Genomic DNA, 17,668 nt, shown 5'->3' with positions numbered 1-17,668 from the left:
ATAATGCCCATATATAGGGGAGGGGACATAGATGAAGGCCTTTTTTACATGCTTATTAATTTTGATCGTGTTATTTGCCCCGGTTCATGCCTTTGCAAAAGATAACTCTTCAGACAAAGCTTGGGAGCAGCTTACTGATTTATCTGATCAAATTTTCCAGTACGTTGATAGTAAGCATTACTCTGAAGCGACTGCCGTCCTTAAGCAGTTTAACAATAAGTGGCATAATATATCTCTCACGGTTCTTAACGTGTCAGACTTAGAGAATAGAATTATTCAATCAAGCATTATAGATGTGAATAAAACGATCAACAGTGTATCGAGTGACAAGAGTAAGCGTCAAACAGCAATAGAATTTCGGCTTGCTGTTGACGCCGCAACGCACAATCAGCAGCCATTATGGATGGGACTTAAACCAAAACTGATTAAGCCCATAGATGACATGAAGGAAGCGGTGAAGAAAGGGGATGACCAGACGTTTCAACATGGTTTAAATGAATTTTTATCCGTGTATCAAATGATCTATCCCTCTTTGGTCATTGACTTAAGCTCAAAACAATTACATGATGTCAACTCCGCTGTTAACCAATTAACTGATCATCGAATAACCATTCTCCAATCTGAAAAAGGAGAATCTCAAATAAAAGCCCTTCAACAACAAATAAAAGCCTTATTTGGCATTGCGAAAATGAGTCAAGTCAATGAACAGTCGTTGTGGACAGTAGGACTAATCGGCGGGGTCATTGTATTTACATTAATCTACGTCTCTTGGAGAAAATATAGAGGTCAGGGGAGGTACCGAGAAAGTAAAGTGTGACATCATTATGGCAAAAGGTGATATTCATTGACAATAAACGCCCTTTTGACTAAAATTGACCTTAATATAGTGATCAATGGAGGTTAGATGCCATGGGATTTGGCGTGTATATTATCTATTTCTTGATTCTAATGGCTGTTCCAATTTGGGCGCAAAGCCGTGTAAAAAAGGCGTATGCCAAATATTCAGAGGTCGCTAATTCCACTGGGTTAACCGGTGCTCAGGTGGCTAGAAGAATTCTTGATGAAAATGGCTTGTATAATATTGATATACAGGAAGTTGGAGGCACTTTATCCGATCATTATGATCCTAGGGGCAAGGTCGTCAGGCTGTCATCAGGCATTTATCATGGCGATTCGATTGCCGGCACCGCTGTTGCCGCTCACGAAGTGGGACATGCGATTCAGGATGCCAATGATTACTCGCCGCTTAGAATTCGCCACGCGATGGTTCCTGTTGCCAATATCGGCTCAAACTTTTCATACATTCTAATTCTTGCAGGCTTTTTCTTGCATATGGCGAACCTGACATTAATAGGTGTTATTTTCTTCGCAGCTGCCGTGCTCTTTCAGCTGGTTACACTGCCGGTTGAATTTAATGCCTCGAGCCGAGCGTTAGATCAAATTGTTAACCTTGGCATTGTGCAAAATAATGAAGAAAAAAGGGCGAGGAAAGTCCTGAATGCTGCCGCGTTAACTTATGTTGCAGCGGCGCTGGTAGCCGTCATGGAGCTACTGCGTTTTGTTCTCATGTTTGTCGGTATCAATAACGATGATTAAAATTCATATAAAAAAGTGCCATTCCTTAGGAAGGGCACTTTTTATTTTAATCATGAATGGGATTTTTGTTTTCATCAAGTGTAAATCCCTCGCCAAGAACTTCATGGACATCATTAACAGCCACAAAGGCATGAGGATCAATCGAACTTATAAGGCTTTTCAGGCGAAAAATCTGATTTTGTGCGACAACGCAATAGAGAACATCCACTTCGCCCCCAGAGTAGCCTCCTTTACCGGGAGTAAGTGTCGCACTCCGGTCAAGCACCTCTATTATCTTTTTTGCAATCTCTGGATTATCCTTAGAAATAATTGTTGCGGCCTTTGCGGCATAGGTTCCTTTTTGAATAAAATCAACAACCCTTGCTGCAACAAATACGGCTACAAGCGTGTACATTGCTTGTCGATAGTCTAAATAAATGAGGGAAGCAACGATAACAACAGCATCAATCGAAAACATAACCTTACCCATGCTTAGACCCAGGTATTTATGGCCAAGCCTGGCGATGATATCTGATCCCCCAGTGGTTCCGCCGTATTTAAAAATAATGCCAAGACCTGCTCCTACGAACACGCCTGCAAATAGCGCAGCCAGCGTCAAGTCATGTGCTAATGTAAAATTAAATGTAATGATATGCTGAAAGATCCATAGGAAGACTGACAAGGCTCCTGTCCCAATAAGCGTATAAATAAATCCGTTTTTTCCGAGCATACGCCAGCCAATGAGGAATAGCGGAACATTCAACACAAGGTTGCTGATGGCTGGATCGATATGGAACAGGTTATATAGGATCAGCGTTATCCCCGTAATGCCACCCTCTGCCAATTTATTTTTTATATTAAAGTTAACGAGTCCAAATGCAAAAATGGCAGAGCCTAATAAAATAAATAAAACATTTTTGGGTTTAATTGTGATTTTCAAAGAATATACCTCCTATCCGCTGGAACACTTGCATTCGAAAGACAACCTTACCTATTATATAGGATAGGCATTTTGGGTTCAATCAAAATATTCACGGCAAAGAGGCTTTCATGCCGCAGTGTTAATAATTTGTCAAACACTCTAGGTTTTCGCTATGATGATAATGAAACAATTGGTTACCAAAGTTGCATTATGGAGCTGATCAAATCATGACGGGTAAATCAATGAAAGACATGCAGGAAGAGGTACATACTTATATTAGCCAGTTTAAAGAAGGATATTTTTCCCCGCTGGCATTGACTGCGAGATTAACCGAAGAACTGGGTGAATTAGCCAGGGAAATTAACCATTATTATGGTGAAAAACCAAAGAAGCCCACGGAAGATGTTAAAACCGTCGATGAAGAACTCGGTGATTTATTATTCGTTATGATCACCCTTGCTAATTCATTGGATATAGACATGGAACAAGCGTTTCATACGGTTATGCATAAGTTCAACACACGTGATAAGGACCGCTGGACAAGAATTGATTCACTGGAGGACGATCGAGATGGAAAATAAAACAATCCGTATTACTGTCGCCGGACCAAGAGGAAAAATGGGTGCGGAAACATTGCAAATGATTTCAGAAACACCGCATTTCGAACTTGTTGCAGCAATTGACAACAAGAATGATGGGCTGGTTATTTCTGACATTAATGGCCTGCCTGATTTGAATGCACCCATCTATACAGACATAGAACAATGTTTTTCTAACGTGGGAACAGATGTTTTAATTGACTTTACCCATCCTGAAGCGGGAAAAGCACATTTTGAAGCGGCGTTAGCATACGGTGTCAGGCCGGTTATTGGCACTTCTGGTTTTACTAATGACGACGTTAAAGGCTTCCGCAGTCGGATTGAAGAAAAGGGATCCGGAGGGATTATTGCACCAAACTTTGCTATCGGAGCGGTGCTTTTGATGAAATTTAGTCAATTTGCCTCAAAATATTTACCAGATATAGAAATCATCGAACAGCATCATGACCAAAAGAAGGACGCCCCCTCGGGGACAGCTGTTAAGACAGCGGAGTTGATTCAGGAAGTCAGGCAGATGAAGCAGCAAGGTCACCCTGATGAGCAAGAAACCATCCAAGGGGCAAGGGGCGCAGAGATGAACGGCATCCGTATTCATAGTGTCAGATTGCCCGGCCTCGTAGCCCATCAGGAGGTTATCTTTGGCGGCGAAGGTGAGCTTCTTACTTTGCGCCATGATTCGATGAACAGGAAATCATTTATGACAGGCGTCAGATATGCTGTCGATACTGTGATGACTATTGATACGCTTGTATACGGCTTAGAAAATATATTAGATTAGAGGGATTCTATATGAAAATCGCACTTATCGCTCATGATAAAAAGAAGGATGATATTGTCCGATTTTCCTTGGCTTATGAACCCGTCCTAATTAAGCATGAATTGTATGCGACGGGGACGACCGGTGCCAAGATCATGGAGGCGACGAAACTTGCCATCCATCGTTTTCAATCGGGACCGTTCGGCGGTGATCAGCAAATCGGTGCTATGATCGCCGCGAACGACTTGGATGGCGTCATTTTCTTTCGCGATCCGCTGACCGCTCAGCCACATGAGCCTGATATCAGTGCCCTCATGCGGCTTAGTGATGTCTATCAAATTCCGCTTGCAACCAATATGGCGACAGCTGAACTGCTCATGCACGCATTAGAAAGAAAAGAATTAGAATGGCGGAATCTTGTCAGAGAAAAAAGGAAAACCAACATATGACAGATCAACCATTAGATTTACTCGCTTTTGGTGCACATCCGGATGATGTTGAAATTGGCATGGGGGGGACATTAGCCCTCCATCAATCCAAGGGCTACCTAACGGGTATTTGTGATTTAACGCTGGCGGAATTATCATCAAACGGAAATGTACAACAGCGGCAAAGAGAAGCATCACTTGCGACGGACATCCTTAATCTATCCATTAGAGATAACCTCTTAATGCCTGACAGGGGACTGTTAATTGATGATGAAAAAGTTGCTGTCATTGTTGACTTGATCCGAACATATCGCCCTAGGCTTATTTTTGCCCCTTATTTTGAGGACCGTCACCCTGACCACGGCCATTGCGGGAAACTGATTGAAGAGGCCTATTTTTCCGCAGGCATCAAAAAGTATGAGGGTTTGAAGGCATTGCCAGCTTTCCGTCCCGAAGAACTATATTTTTATTTCATTAACGGGTTTCATCAGCCTGACTTCGTGGTCGATATAAGTGATGTCCATGGGACAAAAATGGCGGCATTAAAATCATATAAGAGTCAATTCATCCAGTCAGACCAAGGCGTTGAAACACCCCTGACAAATGGATACCTAGAGACGGTTGAAAGCAGGGATCGGCTGTATGGAAAAGAAACCGGGACCCTATTTGCGGAGGGCTTCAAAGTTAAAAGACCGATAAAAAGAAATTTATTGTTAGGTGAATCATTATGACATTAAAAATTGGCATCACATGTTACCCAACAGTAGGCGGATCCGGGGTTATCGCGACAGAACTTGGCAAAATGCTGGCAAAAAAAGGGCATGAAGTTCATTTTATTACATCAAGTCTTCCGTTCCGCTTGGAAAAGACGTCTAGGAATATTTTTTTCCATGAGGTTGAAGTGAACCAATATGCTGTTTTTCGCTATCCCCCTTATGATTTATCATTAGCCAGTAAAATGGCGGACGTCGCTAGGCGGGAGAATCTTGATATCCTTCATGTGCATTATGCTGTCCCGCATGCTGTGTGTGCTTATCTTGCCAAGCAAATGGTCGGTGATCAGATTAAAATAGTGACCACTCTCCATGGCACGGATATTACTGTACTTGGCTACGATCCTTCCTTAAGCGACATGATTCGGTTTGGCATTGAAAGGTCTGATCTCGTTACGGCAGTTTCCAAAAGCCTAGCGCAACAGACACATGAGCTCATTCAGACAGATAAAGAAATAATACCGGTATATAACTTTGTTGATGAAGAAACATATAAAATACAGGAAGTCCCGGGACTTAAGGAAGAACTGGGAATTGGCGAAAATGAAAAGGTCATCATTCATATTTCAAATTTCAGGAATGTGAAACGCGTTCCCGATGTTGTTAAAACATTCGCGCAAGTCCGTGAAAAAATCCCTTCAAAGCTTCTGCTTATTGGTGAAGGGCCGGAATTTCCTGTTGTTATGGAACAAGTGAATGCATTGGGCATCAAAAAGGATGTTCTCTTTTTAGGAAAACAGGAAAACGTAGCAGACCTGTTATCCATCAGCGATCTCGCCCTTTTATTATCGTCCAAGGAAAGCTTCGGACTTATCCTGCTTGAAGCGGCGGCATGCGGTGTCCCAGCGGTCGGCACCAAAGTAGGCGGCATTCCAGAGGTCATTTGCGATGGAGAGACAGGTTATATAACCGAGGTAGGAGATACTAATGATGCTGCTGCAAAGGCCATTGGCATATTAACAAATCCAGAGCTTCAGCAGCAAATGGCAACAAGCGCTCTTAATCTTGTGAATGCCAAATTTCACTCCAAACACATTCTTGAACAATATGAATCATTGTACTATCGTGTTTTGGATAAATGATCGGATGTGCACATATGTCCCGTTCTTTTGAAGAAGCCAAAGAAGTGCTTAAGGTTTTTTTTATTCACCATTATGATGCTTATATCGTCGGCGGAGCGGTCAGAGACCATCTTTTGGGCAAACCCGTAAATGACATTGATATTGCCACTTCTGCCCGACCAGAGCAAGTGCAGGCCATGTTCAAAACGACCATCCCAGTCGGCATTAAGCATGGCACTGTCATCGTCCGCTACAATCATACTAATTATGAAGTGACGACCTTTCGTAAGGAATCGGGTTATGACGACTTCCGCCGCCCAGCTAAAGTTACCTTTGAAACGTCATTGCTTTCGGACCTCAAACGGAGAGATTTTACCATCAATGCGATGGCATTAACCATTGATAGTGACATTATTGACCCTTATAATGGCCGGTGTGACATTGAACAAGCGATCCTACAAACCGTGAATGATCCTTATGACAGGTTTCGTGAGGATCCATTAAGAATGATGCGAGGCATAAGGTTTATTAGCCAACTCGGGTTTAAAATGCCGCCAAAACAGCTTGATGCTATAAGGGATTTGGCTCATCTTTTAAAAAACATTTCTATAGAAAGGCTTCTTCAGGAGTTCAGCAAGCTGTTAGCTGGCAAGTCACTGGATCAGGCGATGCCTGTATTGGTCGAAACAAGCTGTCATCATTACTTGCCAGGCCTTGAAACAAAATCACACGATCTATTCACAGCCGGAAAATTCGACTTTAATCGCATTAAGGCGGATTGGGAAAGATGGTGTGCGCTTGTAATTATCCTTGATATACCTGACGACAAAGCCTTTTGCCGAAGCTGGAAAATGTCTAATAAACAAGCAAGCTTTGTCGTTACCCATTCTTATGGCTATCATCTTATGAAGGGGCAAAGATGGACGAGTGAACGGCTTTATGAATGGGGATTGGACAGTGTTTTAGCCATTAATCGATTAATTAGTGTCTTGTCCCCCGAGGCTTCAACTGAAACAAATCTGGAGATAGAAAAGATGTGGCGGAACTTGCCTATAAAAGACAAAAAGGATCTAAATGTAAATGGTCAGGACTTAATGGCGTGGACGAAGCAAAAACCCGGACCGTGGCTCGCCGGCGCGTTAAAATTAATCGAGGGCCTTATCTTAAATGGGCAGTTAAAAAATGAGAGGAAGGACATTAAAGAATGGGTGATGGCTTGTCTAAAACCAAAAATAGGATTTTAAAAATGCTTGTTGATCATCAAAATGAGTACCTTTCAGGTCAAAAAATTTGTGATTGCTTGGGCTGTTCCCGAACAGCGGTATGGAAGCATATAAAAGACCTGCAAAAGGAAGGTTTTAAAATAGATTCGGTGCAAAAGAAGGGTTACAGAATGACAGCGCCTTCTCACCATTTAAGTGAAGCCAATATTCTTTCATCTTTGAAAACAAAGAAACTTGGCCATAATTTAAAGTTTCACGAGACATTGCCATCGACGCAAAAAGAAGCACACCATCTTGCTGAGGATGGGGCAGCGGATGGTACATTGGTCGTAGCGGATGAACAATCCACTGGAAGAGGGAGACTTGGCCGGGAGTGGCATTCACCGATGGGCACCGGAATATGGATGAGTTTAATCATAAGACCCGATATCGCCTTGCACCAAACGCCTCAGCTGACATTATTAACCTCAGTCGCTGTCGTAAAGGCGATTCATGACATAACCGGTGTAGAATGCGGTATAAAGTGGCCAAATGATATTCTTTATAACGGAAAGAAAATTGTTGGCATTCTAACAGAATTGCAAGCGGAAGCCTCTCATGTTAAAGCCATTATTATTGGGATCGGCATGAATGTTAATGCAGATGCAGCTGATTTTCCAGACGAGCTAAAAAAACGGGCAGCATCAATCAAATCATTAACAGGACGCGAGCATGACAGGCCAGCGATCATTCAGGCGATTCTAAAGCACTTTGAGCTTCTTTACAACACCTATCTTGAAGAAGGTTTCGAAATAATAAAGCTATTGTGGGAGTCATATGCGCTAAGCTTAGGCAAGGAAATATATGCCCGAACGGTAAAGGGCGATACAATCAAAGGACTGGCAAAAGGCATTGATGATGAAGGGGTGTTGCTCTTGGAAACCCGCGATGGCACCGTCCATCATATCTATTCTGCAGATATCGAAATTATTTAAAAGACGTATACAAAAATAATGAGTATTTGTTATACTTTTAATGTAATGTGCTTTTTGGACGGCATCCTGTATGGAGCTGTACCTGATGTTATACTGTGACATTTTCACAATTGCCTGTACAAAGCCAAAATACAGGTGTCTGCCTTGATCCAATGTATAAAACAGGACTGGGACAGAGGGATGATTATGCTAAAATGTTTGAGTCCTTCTTGCACATTCTGTTGCAAAGAAGGACTTTTTTGACTTTTGGCTGTCATGCTCTCTTCCGGGTTAAAAGGAGGAGACTTATGAAATCAACAACATTGTTCAAAGAAATGAAAGAATTGAATGAGCCTATTGCAATGATGACCGCTTACGACTTCCCAGGAGCTAAATTGGCTGAAACATCAGGGATGGACCTGCTTCTTGTCGGTGATTCGGTCGGCATGGTTGCACTGGGTTATGATTCGACTGTACCGGTCACAATTGAGGATATGATCCTTCATACGAAGGCGGTTCGGCGAGGGGCTAGGGATACATTCATTGTAACAGACATGCCCTTTCTGACTTATCACGGCTCATTTTCTGAAACGCTCGCTGGTGCCAAACGCCTCATACAGGAAGGCGGCGCTCATGCACTGAAATTAGAGGGCGGCGGTTTCATTTTTGATAGTATAGAGCGTCTGACTCACTCAGGTGTCCCAGTTATGGCCCACCTTGGTCTAACCCCCCAATCTGTCGGCGTATTGGGCGGTTATAAGATCCAGGGAAAAAGTGTTGAAGAGGCAAAAAAACTCATGGACGACGCCAAAGCAGCCGAAAAAGCAGGAGCCTTTGCGCTCGTATTAGAATGTGTGCCGCAACAGTTGGCTAAACATATCACAGATGAACTATCAATCCCAACAATCGGGATTGGGGCAGGATCCCATACAGATGGCCAAGTGCTTGTGTACCATGATCTTATTGGTTACGGTGTTCATCGTGTTCCAAAATTCGTTAAGCAATATGTAAAGGTATCCGACATCATCGGAGAGGGTCTCCTAAGCTATGTGAACGATGTAAAGAACAGAACATTTCCTGGAGAGGCTCATGCCTTTAATATGAAAAACGACACGATGACAGAGCTTTACGGAGGATCTTAAAATATGGAAATCATTTCATCACCTATGGAAATGCAAAATACAATCAAAGACTTGAAAAGTGATGGCAGCGTCATAGGCTTTGTGCCGACTATGGGTTTTCTGCACGAAGGGCATGCCTCACTTATTCAAAAGGCTCGTGAAACAGCTGATATCGTCGTATTAAGTATTTTTGTCAATCCAACCCAGTTTGGTCCCAATGAGGATTATGATTCGTACCCTAGGAATTTCGAAAAAGATGTGCAATTGGCTAAGCAACTAAATGTCGATATGATTTTCCACCCCAAGTCCGAAGAGATGTACCCATTGGGTGAAGGAATGTCAATCACTGTAAATGAACGTGTTCAGGTCCTTTGCGGTAAAAGCAGGCCGGGACATTTTGCCGGTGTGGCGACAGTCCTTGCGAAATTATTTAATATTATTTGTCCTGATAAAATTTATTTTGGCTTAAAAGATGCACAGCAAGTTGCTATAGTCGATGGATTAATCAAGCATTTTCATTTTCCCATTGAACTCGTCCCATGTGATACCGTCAGGGAAGAGGATGGCTTGGCCAAAAGTTCGCGAAATGTCCGTTTATCAGATGACGAAAGGCGTGAGGCTCCAGGCATTTACAGGGGTCTCCAGGAGGGCTTGGTCGCCGTTAAAGCGGGACAGACAGACCCAAATAAAATCGAAAAACATGTCCTTGATTCTCTGAAGGAGGATATAAAATTGGGTTCGATTGATTATGTTGACGTTTTAGATTATCCAGATTTGAATAAAAGTAAGACCTTATCAGGCCGCTTTATTATTGCTTGTGCGGTCAAATATCAGGATGCCAGGCTGATTGATAACATTGTCGCCAATCTTAATGAACCGCACACGGGGGATTAAAATAAAATGTATCGTACAATCATGAAAAGCAAAATTCACAGAGCAAGAGTTACTGAATCCAATCTAAATTATGTTGGGAGCATTACCATTGATCAAGATCTTCTAGAAGCGGTAGATATTCTGCCTAACGAGAAAGTACAGATCGTTAATAACAATAATGGCGCGAGGCTTGAAACATATGTGATAGCCGGAGAAAGGGGAACTGGGACCATTTGTTTAAATGGTGCGGCAGCCCGTCTTGTTCAACCTGATGATATCATTATTATTATTTCTTACGCCTTAATGGCTTCTGAAGAATTAAAGGCTCATGAACCTGCCATTGCCGTCATGGATGAGAACAATCAAATAAAAGAGTTAATGAAAGGTGAGCCGCCTTTAACGAAAATTTATTGATTTTTAGCGGATAACTTCCCCTATTCGATATAAACTATCTTAAGATTGGGGGGAGTTTTTTTTATGAAGAAATTAATATTTTTAGCCATTACCATCATTTTTGTGGCTGCAGCTGGGCACGTTTATTCAAAAGGGGTTCCGCTCTTGAATAAACGCGTTAAATTTTTTCTTGAACATGATGAGATTGCCGTAACCTTTCTTGCTTTGCCGGATGGGGAGGCAACCCTTGCCCAAACAGCTTCAAATCAAAACATTTTAATCAACACAGGCAGCAAACCTTCCTATAATGTTCTAAGAGAAGAATTGAAAATATATGGTGTGACCCACATCAATGATGTGATCATTACGAAAAACACGGAACCTTATATGGGGAATATAATAAAACTTGTTAAAAATTACAATGTAAACACTGTCATAACAAGTAAAGAAAATATCCACGCCATGTGCTTGAAAAATTCAGCAATCGATTGTTCCATTTTTACAGTGCCAAATAAAAGTGATTTTAGAATCGGACAAAGATTAAATATTCACATCTTAAATGAATCGGCGGGTGGAGAATGGAATCTCCTTTTAACTTATGGCAAAAACCATATATATTATATGAGCAACCGGGGGACTGCTCTGCATCTCCAAAATCCGTATTCTGCCACCGTTTTAAAGGTCCCTGATTTCGGGAGAATTGAGGTTAACAATGAATTGGTGGAAAAGATCGATCCTGAGATTGCGATTGTGTTCCGGAAGGAAAAGTCTAAGGTGAACAGCTTATTATATGACGAGCTCGAAAAGGGATTAATGGATATTTACGAAATAGGGAAAATTGGTAATGTGACCATTAAAATGAACCCGTTCGTTTATGAAGTGATAACTGTTAACTGAAGGTATTGCAATTCCTTAGTAAAATGATTAGGATGGTAATGAAGGCCATTTTGCCTGTTACATTTCTAATTAACTAAAGAAAACGAAACCTTGGGCCAAGGTTTCGTTTAACAAAATGAGGTGTCGGTTAGGTGAAATTTTCCCTTATTGCAGGGTATTTATAGTTTGACCTGATACCCGGCAACTATGACTAGCAGATTTTACTTACGCCAGGGAAAAAAGTGGCTTGTCTTTTAATGTATAAAGGAGGATTAGAATTTGAATGGGAGAGAAAATTGAGGTATTATCAACTGTCTGCATCCAAAAGTCAGATGATTTATATAAAGTGGTTGACAGTCTAAATCGCACATTGAAACGGGAAGATCTTATGTTTGGGTTAAGTTTAGATGAGGAAAACCCGGAAAAAATGATATTTACGATTTATCGTACATAGGTGATGATTTTTGAAGAAATGGATTTTGGCGATACTTATAGGTGTTTTTGTTATAGGCATGTGGCAAATGTGGCTGATTTACCATGATGCGTCATCATATGAAGAAAATTTGGCTAATAAAGCGGTTGATAAAGCTAAAAATCATTATGATCTAAGTAAAGTAAAAGAAGTAACTTATTATCATGGCAATCACTCATACCATATTGTGGAGGGCCTTTTAAACTCAGGCAAGCATGTCTACATCTGGGTTCCTGATAGCGAAAAAGGGAAATATTTCAAAAGGGAAGTAAAAGATGGCATATCCAAGAAAAAAGCCATCGCCATTTTTAATAAAATGCATTACGACGCCGCGGAAATAACAACTGTCAGATTGGGTATTGATGATACAGAGCCGGTCTGGGAAGTGACGTTCCTTGATTCAAAAGGTCAATACAATTATGTATATTTATATTTTGACAACGGCAAAGAAGCTGAACATATTTTACATATTTGAAAAACATAGCATGGCTTATGCATAAGGAGCGATTCAAATGGAACTGGCAAGAAGAGTCACGACTATAACACCCTCAACGACACTTGCCATTACAGCAATGGCAAATGAACTGCTAGCGGAAGGCCACGATGTCATTGGGCTTGCAGCGGGAGAGCCAGATTTCAATACACCGGAGCATATCATTGAGGCGGCAATGACCGCGGTCAAAAACGGCGAAACAAAATATACCCCATCAGGCGGGCTGCCAGCCTTAAAACAAGCTATTATCGAAAAGCTGAAAAAGGATCAGCACTTGGATTACAGCTTATCCAACATCATCGTTACCACTGGAGCAAAACACGCTTTATACCTTTTATTCCAAGCCTGCTTAAATCCTGGTGATGAGGTGATCATACCTGCGCCATACTGGGTCAGCTATCCTGAGCAGGTTAAATTAGCTGGTGGAATGCCGGTCATCGTAGACACATGCCAGGAGAATCATTTTAAAGTCACGGTCGATCAATTGCAAAAAGCCCTTACGGACAAGACGAAAGCCATCATTATTAATTCACCGAGCAACCCAACCGGCATGATTTACACTAAAGAAGAGCTGCGTGATATCGGTGATTTTTGCCTTGAAAATGGCTTAGTGATCGTTTCCGATGAAATTTATGAAAAATTAGTGTACGAAGGCACGGAATATGCATCGATTGCTCAATGTTCCAAAGCAATTAAGAAACAAACTGTTATCATTAATGGTGTGTCGAAATCCCATTCAATGACTGGTTGGAGAATCGGCTATGCAGCGGGTGATGAGGGTCTAATTAAAGCGATGACGAATCTCGCGAGCCACAGCACGTCAAACCCGGCTTCAGCGTCTCAACACGCGGCGATTGCCGCTTATGAAGGAACTCAAAAGCCTGTAGAAGAGATGCGGCTGGCATTCCAGGATCGATTAAATTACGCCTATGAGCGGCTCATTAACATACCCGGGTTGACTTGTGTAAAACCACAAGGCGCTTTCTACCTATTTGCAAATGCAAAAAAAGCTGCCGATATGACCGGCTTTAATGATGTTTCTTCATGGTTAAGCGCACTCCTAAGCGAGGAAAAAGTGGCGCTCGTTCCAGGTAAAGGGTTTGGCGCCAAAGATTATATCCGTCTATCCTATGCGACATCCTTAGAGAATTTAAAAGAAGCTTTGGACCGGATCAATCAATTTATGGAAAAACATTTATCATAAGTGACGTTAGTGGAGGTTTAGTGAATGAAAACAACAATATCACAAGTTAGCAGGCATGTTGAACAAGAAATCACGATCGGTGTTTGGCTGGCAAACAAACGATCAAGCGGTAAAATTAAATTTTTGCAGCTTCGTGACGGGACAGGCTTTATTCAGGGGGTTGTCGTCAAGAGTGAGGTTTCTGAAGAGGCATGGGAAAAAGCTTCCGAACTGACCCAAGAAAGCTCCTTTTATGTTAAAGGGATTGTAAGAGAGGATCACCGCTCACCTTCTGGTTTTGAATTGACGGTAACAGATTTGACGGTGCTGCAGATTGCATCAGATTATCCGATCACACCCAAAGAGCATGGTACGGAATTTTTAATGGATAATCGCCACCTTTGGCTCAGATCAAGCCGGCAACATGCTATTTTGCGCATTCGTAATGAGATTATTCGCGCGACTTATCATTTCTTTAATGAACAAGGCTTTATTAAAGTTGATCCGCCGATATTAACCGGCAGTTCCGCGGAAGGCACGACGGATCTTTTCCATACCAAATACTTTGATCGGGATGCCTACTTGTCACAAAGCGGACAGTTATATATGGAAGCCGCTGCGATGGCGTTTGGCAAAGTATTTTCTTTTGGACCAACCTTCAGAGCGGAAAAGTCAAAGACGCGCCGCCACTTAATCGAATTTTGGATGATTGAACCTGAAATGGCTTTTATTGAACATGAAGAAAGTTTGGTCATTCAAGAACAATATGTCACATATGTTGTACAATCGGTCCTTGAAAATTGCAAACTGGAGCTCAAGGCGCTTGACCGTGATACCACGAAACTTGAAATGATCAAGGCACCGTTCCCAAGGATTACCTACGATAAAGCGGTTGAATTGCTTAAGGAAAAGGGCTTTGATGATATCGAATGGGGTGAGGATTTTGGCGCGCCGCATGAAACAGCGATTGCCGAAAGCTTCGATAAACCGGTCTTTATTACGCACTATCCAACAGCTATCAAGTCCTTCTACATGAAGCCTGATCCGGAGAGGGAAGATGTGGTCCTTTGTGCCGATTTGATTGCGCCTGAAGGCTATGGCGAAATTATTGGCGGCAGCCAAAGAATTGATGATCTGCAATTGCTTGAAGAACGATACAGCGAACATAAATTAACAGATCCGGCTTATGAATGGTATTTGGAATTAAGAAAATACGGCTCTGTCCCGCATTCAGGTTTTGGTTTGGGATTGGAAAGAACCGTTGCCTGGATTTCTGGAACGGAACATGTAAGGGAAACAATTCCTTTCCCAAGATTATTGAATCGTATTTATCCATAAAAGAAACAGGGCTCTTCGGAAATTTAAATCATTAGCAAAAGTGTCATTCCCGTATGGTGCAAACCTCGGATGGAATGGCACTTTTCATTTATAAAGTAAAATTTAGCCACGAAAATATCGCCAAAGAGATGCCTGCTTCATGATATAATAAAAATAGAGGTGTCGAATCATGGAGAAAAAATTATTAACGGATTTATTAGTAAACAGTAACGTTATGATCCCTTCATTACTACTCGATAATTACTATAGTCTGGGATTAAACGAAAGAGAATGCATGCTGCTTATTCATGTGCATGCCTTTATCAGTCACGGGAATTATTTTCCGACGCCTAATGAGCTTTCAGAGAGAATGTCCTGTACGCCGGCTGAGTGCGCGGAAACCCTAAGATATCTCATCCAAAAGGGTTATTTGGCTATGGACCAGTCAAAGGACAATAACATTTATTCCGAGGCCTATACGCTTCTGCCACTGTGGGAGAAGTTAGTTAGCCATCATTACCAAAACGAGGTCTCAAATGAATCTCATGAACAAGAAACAGCGCTCTATACGATATTTGAAAACGAATTCGGCCGGCCATTGTCTCCGATCGAATGTGAAACATTGACGATGTGGATTGATCAAGATCAGCATTCATCGGAATTAATTAAGGCGGCTTTGCGCGAGTCTGTTATTTCAGGAAAGCTTAATTTTCGATATATTGACCGGATTTTATTTGATTGGAAGAAAAACAGCGTGAAGACACTGGAACAGGCTAAGGCACATGGGGAAAAAATAAGACAGCGTTTTAATCAGAAGCCAAGCCAGCAGGAAAGGAAAAAGAAGCCAGCCATTACGTTCCCTATGTATAATTGGCTGGAAAAGTAAAAAGAGTGAGAAACGTGCGTTTTACCATTTCCTAAAACAAATGGTAAAACGCTATTTTTATGCCCAAAAAAGGAAACCACAAAGAGACAAAAAGGACTTTGGACCTACGAATACTTTAGAGCAAATTATCAAATTTATGAACGATAAAATGGGGGGGATCTTTAAAACAATGAAACTATTAAAGGGAGTGTCAATGACAATTGCTGCACTTGCAATGTTTGTTGGCATTGGCTTTGGCCAAAACATTGGACACGCACAAGAAATAGGTTCATATGAAAAGCAAGTTGTTCAATTAGTTAACAAGGAACGTACCTCACGTGGTCTCAAACCGTTAACGATGGGGAAAGAACTTTCACACGTCGCGGAAGTTAAAGCGCAAGATATGTCAAGCAATCATTATTTTTCACACACTTCACCAACATACGGTTCACCGTTTGACATGATGAAAAGCTTTGGTATTGGTTACAGTTACGCGGGAGAAAACATTGCTCAAGGACAACGGACGCCAGAAGAAGTGATGCAAGCTTGGATGAATTCAGAAGGACACCGTGCAAACATTCTAAAACCTCAATTTGATACAATCGGTGTTGGATATGTTAACGGTTATTGGGTACAGGAATTTACAAAAACAACGAGCCATGTCACACCAGTTGGAACAAGCACGTCACAAACAAACAATAACACAAGTACAAGCGATATTCCTTCTTGGCAGTTATATGCTGTTAAGTCTGGTGATACAGCTTGGAAAATTGCACATAGCCATTATATTACATTGCCGCAATTGAAAGTGTTGAACCCACAGGATAGCTCGATCGGCAGCCTTTATGTCGGTCAAAAAATCCGTATCAGCGGGAATGTCCACACTGTAAAGAATGGGGAAACAGCTTGGAAAATCGCAAACAATAATGGCATGACGATTTCTGACCTTAACATTTTAAACCCGCAAGACGGGTCATTAGGCAGTTTGTATGTTGGGGAAACATTATATGTAAGATAAGGGCAGGGGTTAAACCCTGCTTCTTTTTTTGTGATAAAATAGAGTGGGGTGAATGTATTCATGTTGAATAAACACGCGATACAAGAGATTCTGGATACCTTAGAAACCATGTTTCCAGACGCACATTGCGAACTAAATCATAGCAACGCTTTTGAACTGACTATAAGTGTGCTTCTTTCCGCACAATGCACTGATAAAAAGGTTAATGAAGTGACTAAGGACTTGTTTAAAAAATACCATAAACCGGAAGACTTTTTAAGTGTAGCGCCAGAAGAGCTAGAACAAGACATAAGGCGCATTGGACTATATAGAAGTAAAGCAAAGAATATACGGAAGCTTTGCCAGTCATTAATTGACGAACACGGCGGCACGGTTCCGAAGACCCACGAAGAATTAACGAAGCTTGCAGGGGTTGGACGTAAGACAGCAAATGTTGTTGTTTCAAATGCTTTTGGCGTTCCGGCAATCGCCGTTGATACTCATGTAGAAAGGGTATCAAAACGGCTTGGGATTTGCCGCTGGAAAGACAGTGTCCTAGAGGTAGAGAAGACACTTATGAGAAAGATTCCTAGGGAGATGTGGTCAGAAACACATCACAGGCTGATTTTTTTTGGACGCTATCACTGCAAAGCTCAAAGACCTCAATGTCCCGATTGTCCGTTATTAGACCTTTGCAGGGAAGGGCAAAAACGAATGAAGCAGGGTATGACATTGAGTGCGCGAAAATAAAATGACACAGGGACAAATGTTCCAGTCATAGGATACA

Annotated in this window: 20 protein-coding genes and 1 pseudogene; 20 read left to right on the top strand and 1 reads right to left on the bottom strand. The window is 41.7% G+C overall.

Going from position 1 to position 17,668, the window contains the following annotated elements:
• The first annotated feature begins 31 nt into the window (after positions 1-31).
• Both EV207_RS02230 and EV207_RS02225 read left to right on the top strand, forming a co-directional pair.
• The gene (locus EV207_RS02230) at positions 32-817 is read left to right on the top strand and encodes a sporulation protein YpjB (protein ID WP_132743208.1); all 786 of its coding nucleotides are present in this window, start codon (positions 32-34) and stop codon (positions 815-817) included.
• A 92-nt stretch (positions 818-909) separates the two neighbouring features.
• Positions 910-1,596, top strand: a complete 687-nt coding sequence (locus tag EV207_RS02225; protein WP_132743206.1) for a zinc metallopeptidase — start codon at positions 910-912, stop codon at positions 1,594-1,596.
• Positions 1,597-1,642: 46 nt separating this feature from the next.
• Here EV207_RS02225 and EV207_RS02220 read toward each other — a convergent pair whose 3' ends face one another.
• Complete coding sequence (locus EV207_RS02220) at positions 1,643-2,515, bottom strand: YitT family protein (RefSeq protein ID WP_132743204.1); 873 nt, start codon at positions 2,513-2,515, stop codon at positions 1,643-1,645.
• A gap of 209 nt (positions 2,516-2,724) precedes the next feature.
• Between EV207_RS02220 and EV207_RS02215 the strand changes: the two genes are divergently transcribed.
• The 18 genes and pseudogenes from EV207_RS02215 to nth all read left to right on the top strand — a co-directional run bounded on the left by EV207_RS02215 (position 2,725) and on the right by nth (position 17,631).
• The gene (locus tag EV207_RS02215; protein WP_132743202.1) at positions 2,725-3,078 is read left to right on the top strand and encodes a nucleotide pyrophosphohydrolase; all 354 of its coding nucleotides are present in this window, start codon (positions 2,725-2,727) and stop codon (positions 3,076-3,078) included.
• Entirely contained in the window at positions 3,068-3,874 is an 807-nt protein-coding gene (gene dapB, locus EV207_RS02210; protein WP_132743200.1) for a 4-hydroxy-tetrahydrodipicolinate reductase, read from the top strand. Before EV207_RS02215 ends, dapB begins: the two co-directional genes overlap by 11 nt.
• A gap of 11 nt (positions 3,875-3,885) precedes the next feature.
• Positions 3,886-4,302 carry a methylglyoxal synthase gene (locus EV207_RS02205; RefSeq protein ID WP_132743198.1) on the top strand — a complete coding sequence of 139 codons (417 nt, stop codon included), beginning with the start codon at positions 3,886-3,888 and terminating at the stop codon, positions 4,300-4,302.
• A complete protein-coding gene (gene bshB1, locus EV207_RS02200) occupies positions 4,299-5,012 on the top strand; it encodes a bacillithiol biosynthesis deacetylase BshB1 (protein WP_207902904.1) in 714 nt (237 codons plus the stop codon). Before EV207_RS02205 ends, bshB1 begins: the two co-directional genes overlap by 4 nt.
• A complete protein-coding gene (gene bshA, locus EV207_RS02195; RefSeq protein ID WP_132743194.1) occupies positions 5,009-6,136 on the top strand; it encodes an N-acetyl-alpha-D-glucosaminyl L-malate synthase BshA in 1,128 nt (375 codons plus the stop codon). Before bshB1 ends, bshA begins: the two co-directional genes overlap by 4 nt.
• 14 nt (positions 6,137-6,150) lie before the next feature.
• A complete protein-coding gene (locus EV207_RS02190) occupies positions 6,151-7,359 on the top strand; it encodes a CCA tRNA nucleotidyltransferase (RefSeq protein ID WP_165886809.1) in 1,209 nt (402 codons plus the stop codon).
• Positions 7,320-8,312: a biotin--[acetyl-CoA-carboxylase] ligase gene (locus tag EV207_RS02185; protein ID WP_132743190.1), complete on the top strand. Its 993-nt coding sequence runs from the start codon at positions 7,320-7,322 to the stop codon at positions 8,310-8,312. The genes EV207_RS02190 and EV207_RS02185 overlap by 40 nt, the downstream gene beginning before the upstream one ends.
• Before the next feature lie 287 nt (positions 8,313-8,599).
• A complete protein-coding gene (panB, locus tag EV207_RS02180) occupies positions 8,600-9,433 on the top strand; it encodes a 3-methyl-2-oxobutanoate hydroxymethyltransferase (RefSeq protein WP_132743188.1) in 834 nt (277 codons plus the stop codon).
• Positions 9,434-9,436: 3 nt separating this feature from the next.
• The gene (gene panC, locus EV207_RS02175) at positions 9,437-10,306 is read left to right on the top strand and encodes a pantoate--beta-alanine ligase (protein ID WP_132743186.1); all 870 of its coding nucleotides are present in this window, start codon (positions 9,437-9,439) and stop codon (positions 10,304-10,306) included.
• Positions 10,307-10,312: 6 nt separating this feature from the next.
• Complete coding sequence (gene panD, locus EV207_RS02170; protein WP_132743184.1) at positions 10,313-10,699, top strand: aspartate 1-decarboxylase; 387 nt, start codon at positions 10,313-10,315, stop codon at positions 10,697-10,699.
• A 63-nt stretch (positions 10,700-10,762) separates the two neighbouring features.
• A complete protein-coding gene (locus EV207_RS02165; RefSeq protein ID WP_132743182.1) occupies positions 10,763-11,575 on the top strand; it encodes a ComEC/Rec2 family competence protein in 813 nt (270 codons plus the stop codon).
• A 262-nt stretch (positions 11,576-11,837) separates the two neighbouring features.
• On the top strand, positions 11,838-12,008 hold the full coding sequence (locus EV207_RS02160; protein WP_132743180.1) for a YpmA family protein: 171 nt from the start codon (positions 11,838-11,840) through the stop codon (positions 12,006-12,008).
• 10 nt (positions 12,009-12,018) lie between these two features.
• Positions 12,019-12,501 (top strand): cell wall elongation regulator TseB-like domain-containing protein, encoded by a 483-nt coding sequence (locus EV207_RS02155; RefSeq protein ID WP_132743178.1) that lies wholly within the window; start codon positions 12,019-12,021, stop codon positions 12,499-12,501.
• A 37-nt stretch (positions 12,502-12,538) separates the two neighbouring features.
• On the top strand, positions 12,539-13,723 hold the full coding sequence (locus EV207_RS02150) for a pyridoxal phosphate-dependent aminotransferase (RefSeq protein WP_132743176.1): 1,185 nt from the start codon (positions 12,539-12,541) through the stop codon (positions 13,721-13,723).
• Between the two features lie 24 nt (positions 13,724-13,747).
• The gene (gene asnS / locus EV207_RS02145; protein ID WP_132743174.1) at positions 13,748-15,040 is read left to right on the top strand and encodes an asparagine--tRNA ligase; all 1,293 of its coding nucleotides are present in this window, start codon (positions 13,748-13,750) and stop codon (positions 15,038-15,040) included.
• Between the two features lie 169 nt (positions 15,041-15,209).
• A complete protein-coding gene (locus tag EV207_RS02140; RefSeq protein ID WP_132743172.1) occupies positions 15,210-15,905 on the top strand; it encodes a DnaD domain-containing protein in 696 nt (231 codons plus the stop codon).
• Between the two features lie 229 nt (positions 15,906-16,134).
• A pseudogene (locus tag EV207_RS23350) lies at positions 16,135-16,533 on the top strand (CAP domain-containing protein); the annotation flags it as partial.
• Positions 16,534-16,962: 429 nt separating this feature from the next.
• Positions 16,963-17,631 carry an endonuclease III gene (nth, locus tag EV207_RS02130; RefSeq protein ID WP_207902903.1) on the top strand — a complete coding sequence of 223 codons (669 nt, stop codon included), beginning with the start codon at positions 16,963-16,965 and terminating at the stop codon, positions 17,629-17,631.
• Positions 17,632-17,668 lie beyond the last annotated feature (37 nt).

The sequence above is a fragment of the Scopulibacillus darangshiensis genome (assembly GCF_004341035.1).
Taxonomy (GTDB): Bacteria; Bacillota; Bacilli; order Bacillales; family Sporolactobacillaceae; genus Scopulibacillus; species Scopulibacillus darangshiensis.
The sequence above is the reverse complement of the archived record's forward strand: the minus strand, read 5'-3'. Positions and strand labels throughout refer to the sequence as shown.

What these genes read in the sequence shown, in the direction of transcription:
- bshA (WP_132743194.1), top strand. Translation starts at nt 5,009, where the DNA reads ATGACATTAAAAATTGGCATCACATGTTACCCAACAGTAGGCGGATCC.
- EV207_RS02230 (WP_132743208.1), top strand. Translation starts at nt 32, where the DNA reads ATGAAGGCCTTTTTTACATGCTTATTAATTTTGATCGTGTTATTTGCC.
- EV207_RS02190 (WP_165886809.1), top strand. Translation starts at nt 6,151, where the DNA reads ATGTCCCGTTCTTTTGAAGAAGCCAAAGAAGTGCTTAAGGTTTTTTTT.
- panD (WP_132743184.1), top strand. Translation starts at nt 10,313, where the DNA reads ATGTATCGTACAATCATGAAAAGCAAAATTCACAGAGCAAGAGTTACT.
- EV207_RS02215 (WP_132743202.1), top strand. Translation starts at nt 2,725, where the DNA reads ATGACGGGTAAATCAATGAAAGACATGCAGGAAGAGGTACATACTTAT.
- EV207_RS02165 (WP_132743182.1), top strand. Translation starts at nt 10,763, where the DNA reads ATGAAGAAATTAATATTTTTAGCCATTACCATCATTTTTGTGGCTGCA.
- nth (WP_207902903.1), top strand. Translation starts at nt 16,963, where the DNA reads ATGTTGAATAAACACGCGATACAAGAGATTCTGGATACCTTAGAAACC.
- EV207_RS02140 (WP_132743172.1), top strand. Translation starts at nt 15,210, where the DNA reads ATGGAGAAAAAATTATTAACGGATTTATTAGTAAACAGTAACGTTATG.
- EV207_RS02225 (WP_132743206.1), top strand. Translation starts at nt 910, where the DNA reads ATGGGATTTGGCGTGTATATTATCTATTTCTTGATTCTAATGGCTGTT.
- asnS (WP_132743174.1), top strand. Translation starts at nt 13,748, where the DNA reads ATGAAAACAACAATATCACAAGTTAGCAGGCATGTTGAACAAGAAATC.
- EV207_RS02150 (WP_132743176.1), top strand. Translation starts at nt 12,539, where the DNA reads ATGGAACTGGCAAGAAGAGTCACGACTATAACACCCTCAACGACACTT.
- EV207_RS02160 (WP_132743180.1), top strand. Translation starts at nt 11,838, where the DNA reads ATGGGAGAGAAAATTGAGGTATTATCAACTGTCTGCATCCAAAAGTCA.
- panC (WP_132743186.1), top strand. Translation starts at nt 9,437, where the DNA reads ATGGAAATCATTTCATCACCTATGGAAATGCAAAATACAATCAAAGAC.
- EV207_RS02205 (WP_132743198.1), top strand. Translation starts at nt 3,886, where the DNA reads ATGAAAATCGCACTTATCGCTCATGATAAAAAGAAGGATGATATTGTC.
- EV207_RS02185 (WP_132743190.1), top strand. Translation starts at nt 7,320, where the DNA reads ATGGGTGATGGCTTGTCTAAAACCAAAAATAGGATTTTAAAAATGCTT.
- panB (WP_132743188.1), top strand. Translation starts at nt 8,600, where the DNA reads ATGAAATCAACAACATTGTTCAAAGAAATGAAAGAATTGAATGAGCCT.
- bshB1 (WP_207902904.1), top strand. Translation starts at nt 4,299, where the DNA reads ATGACAGATCAACCATTAGATTTACTCGCTTTTGGTGCACATCCGGAT.
- dapB (WP_132743200.1), top strand. Translation starts at nt 3,068, where the DNA reads ATGGAAAATAAAACAATCCGTATTACTGTCGCCGGACCAAGAGGAAAA.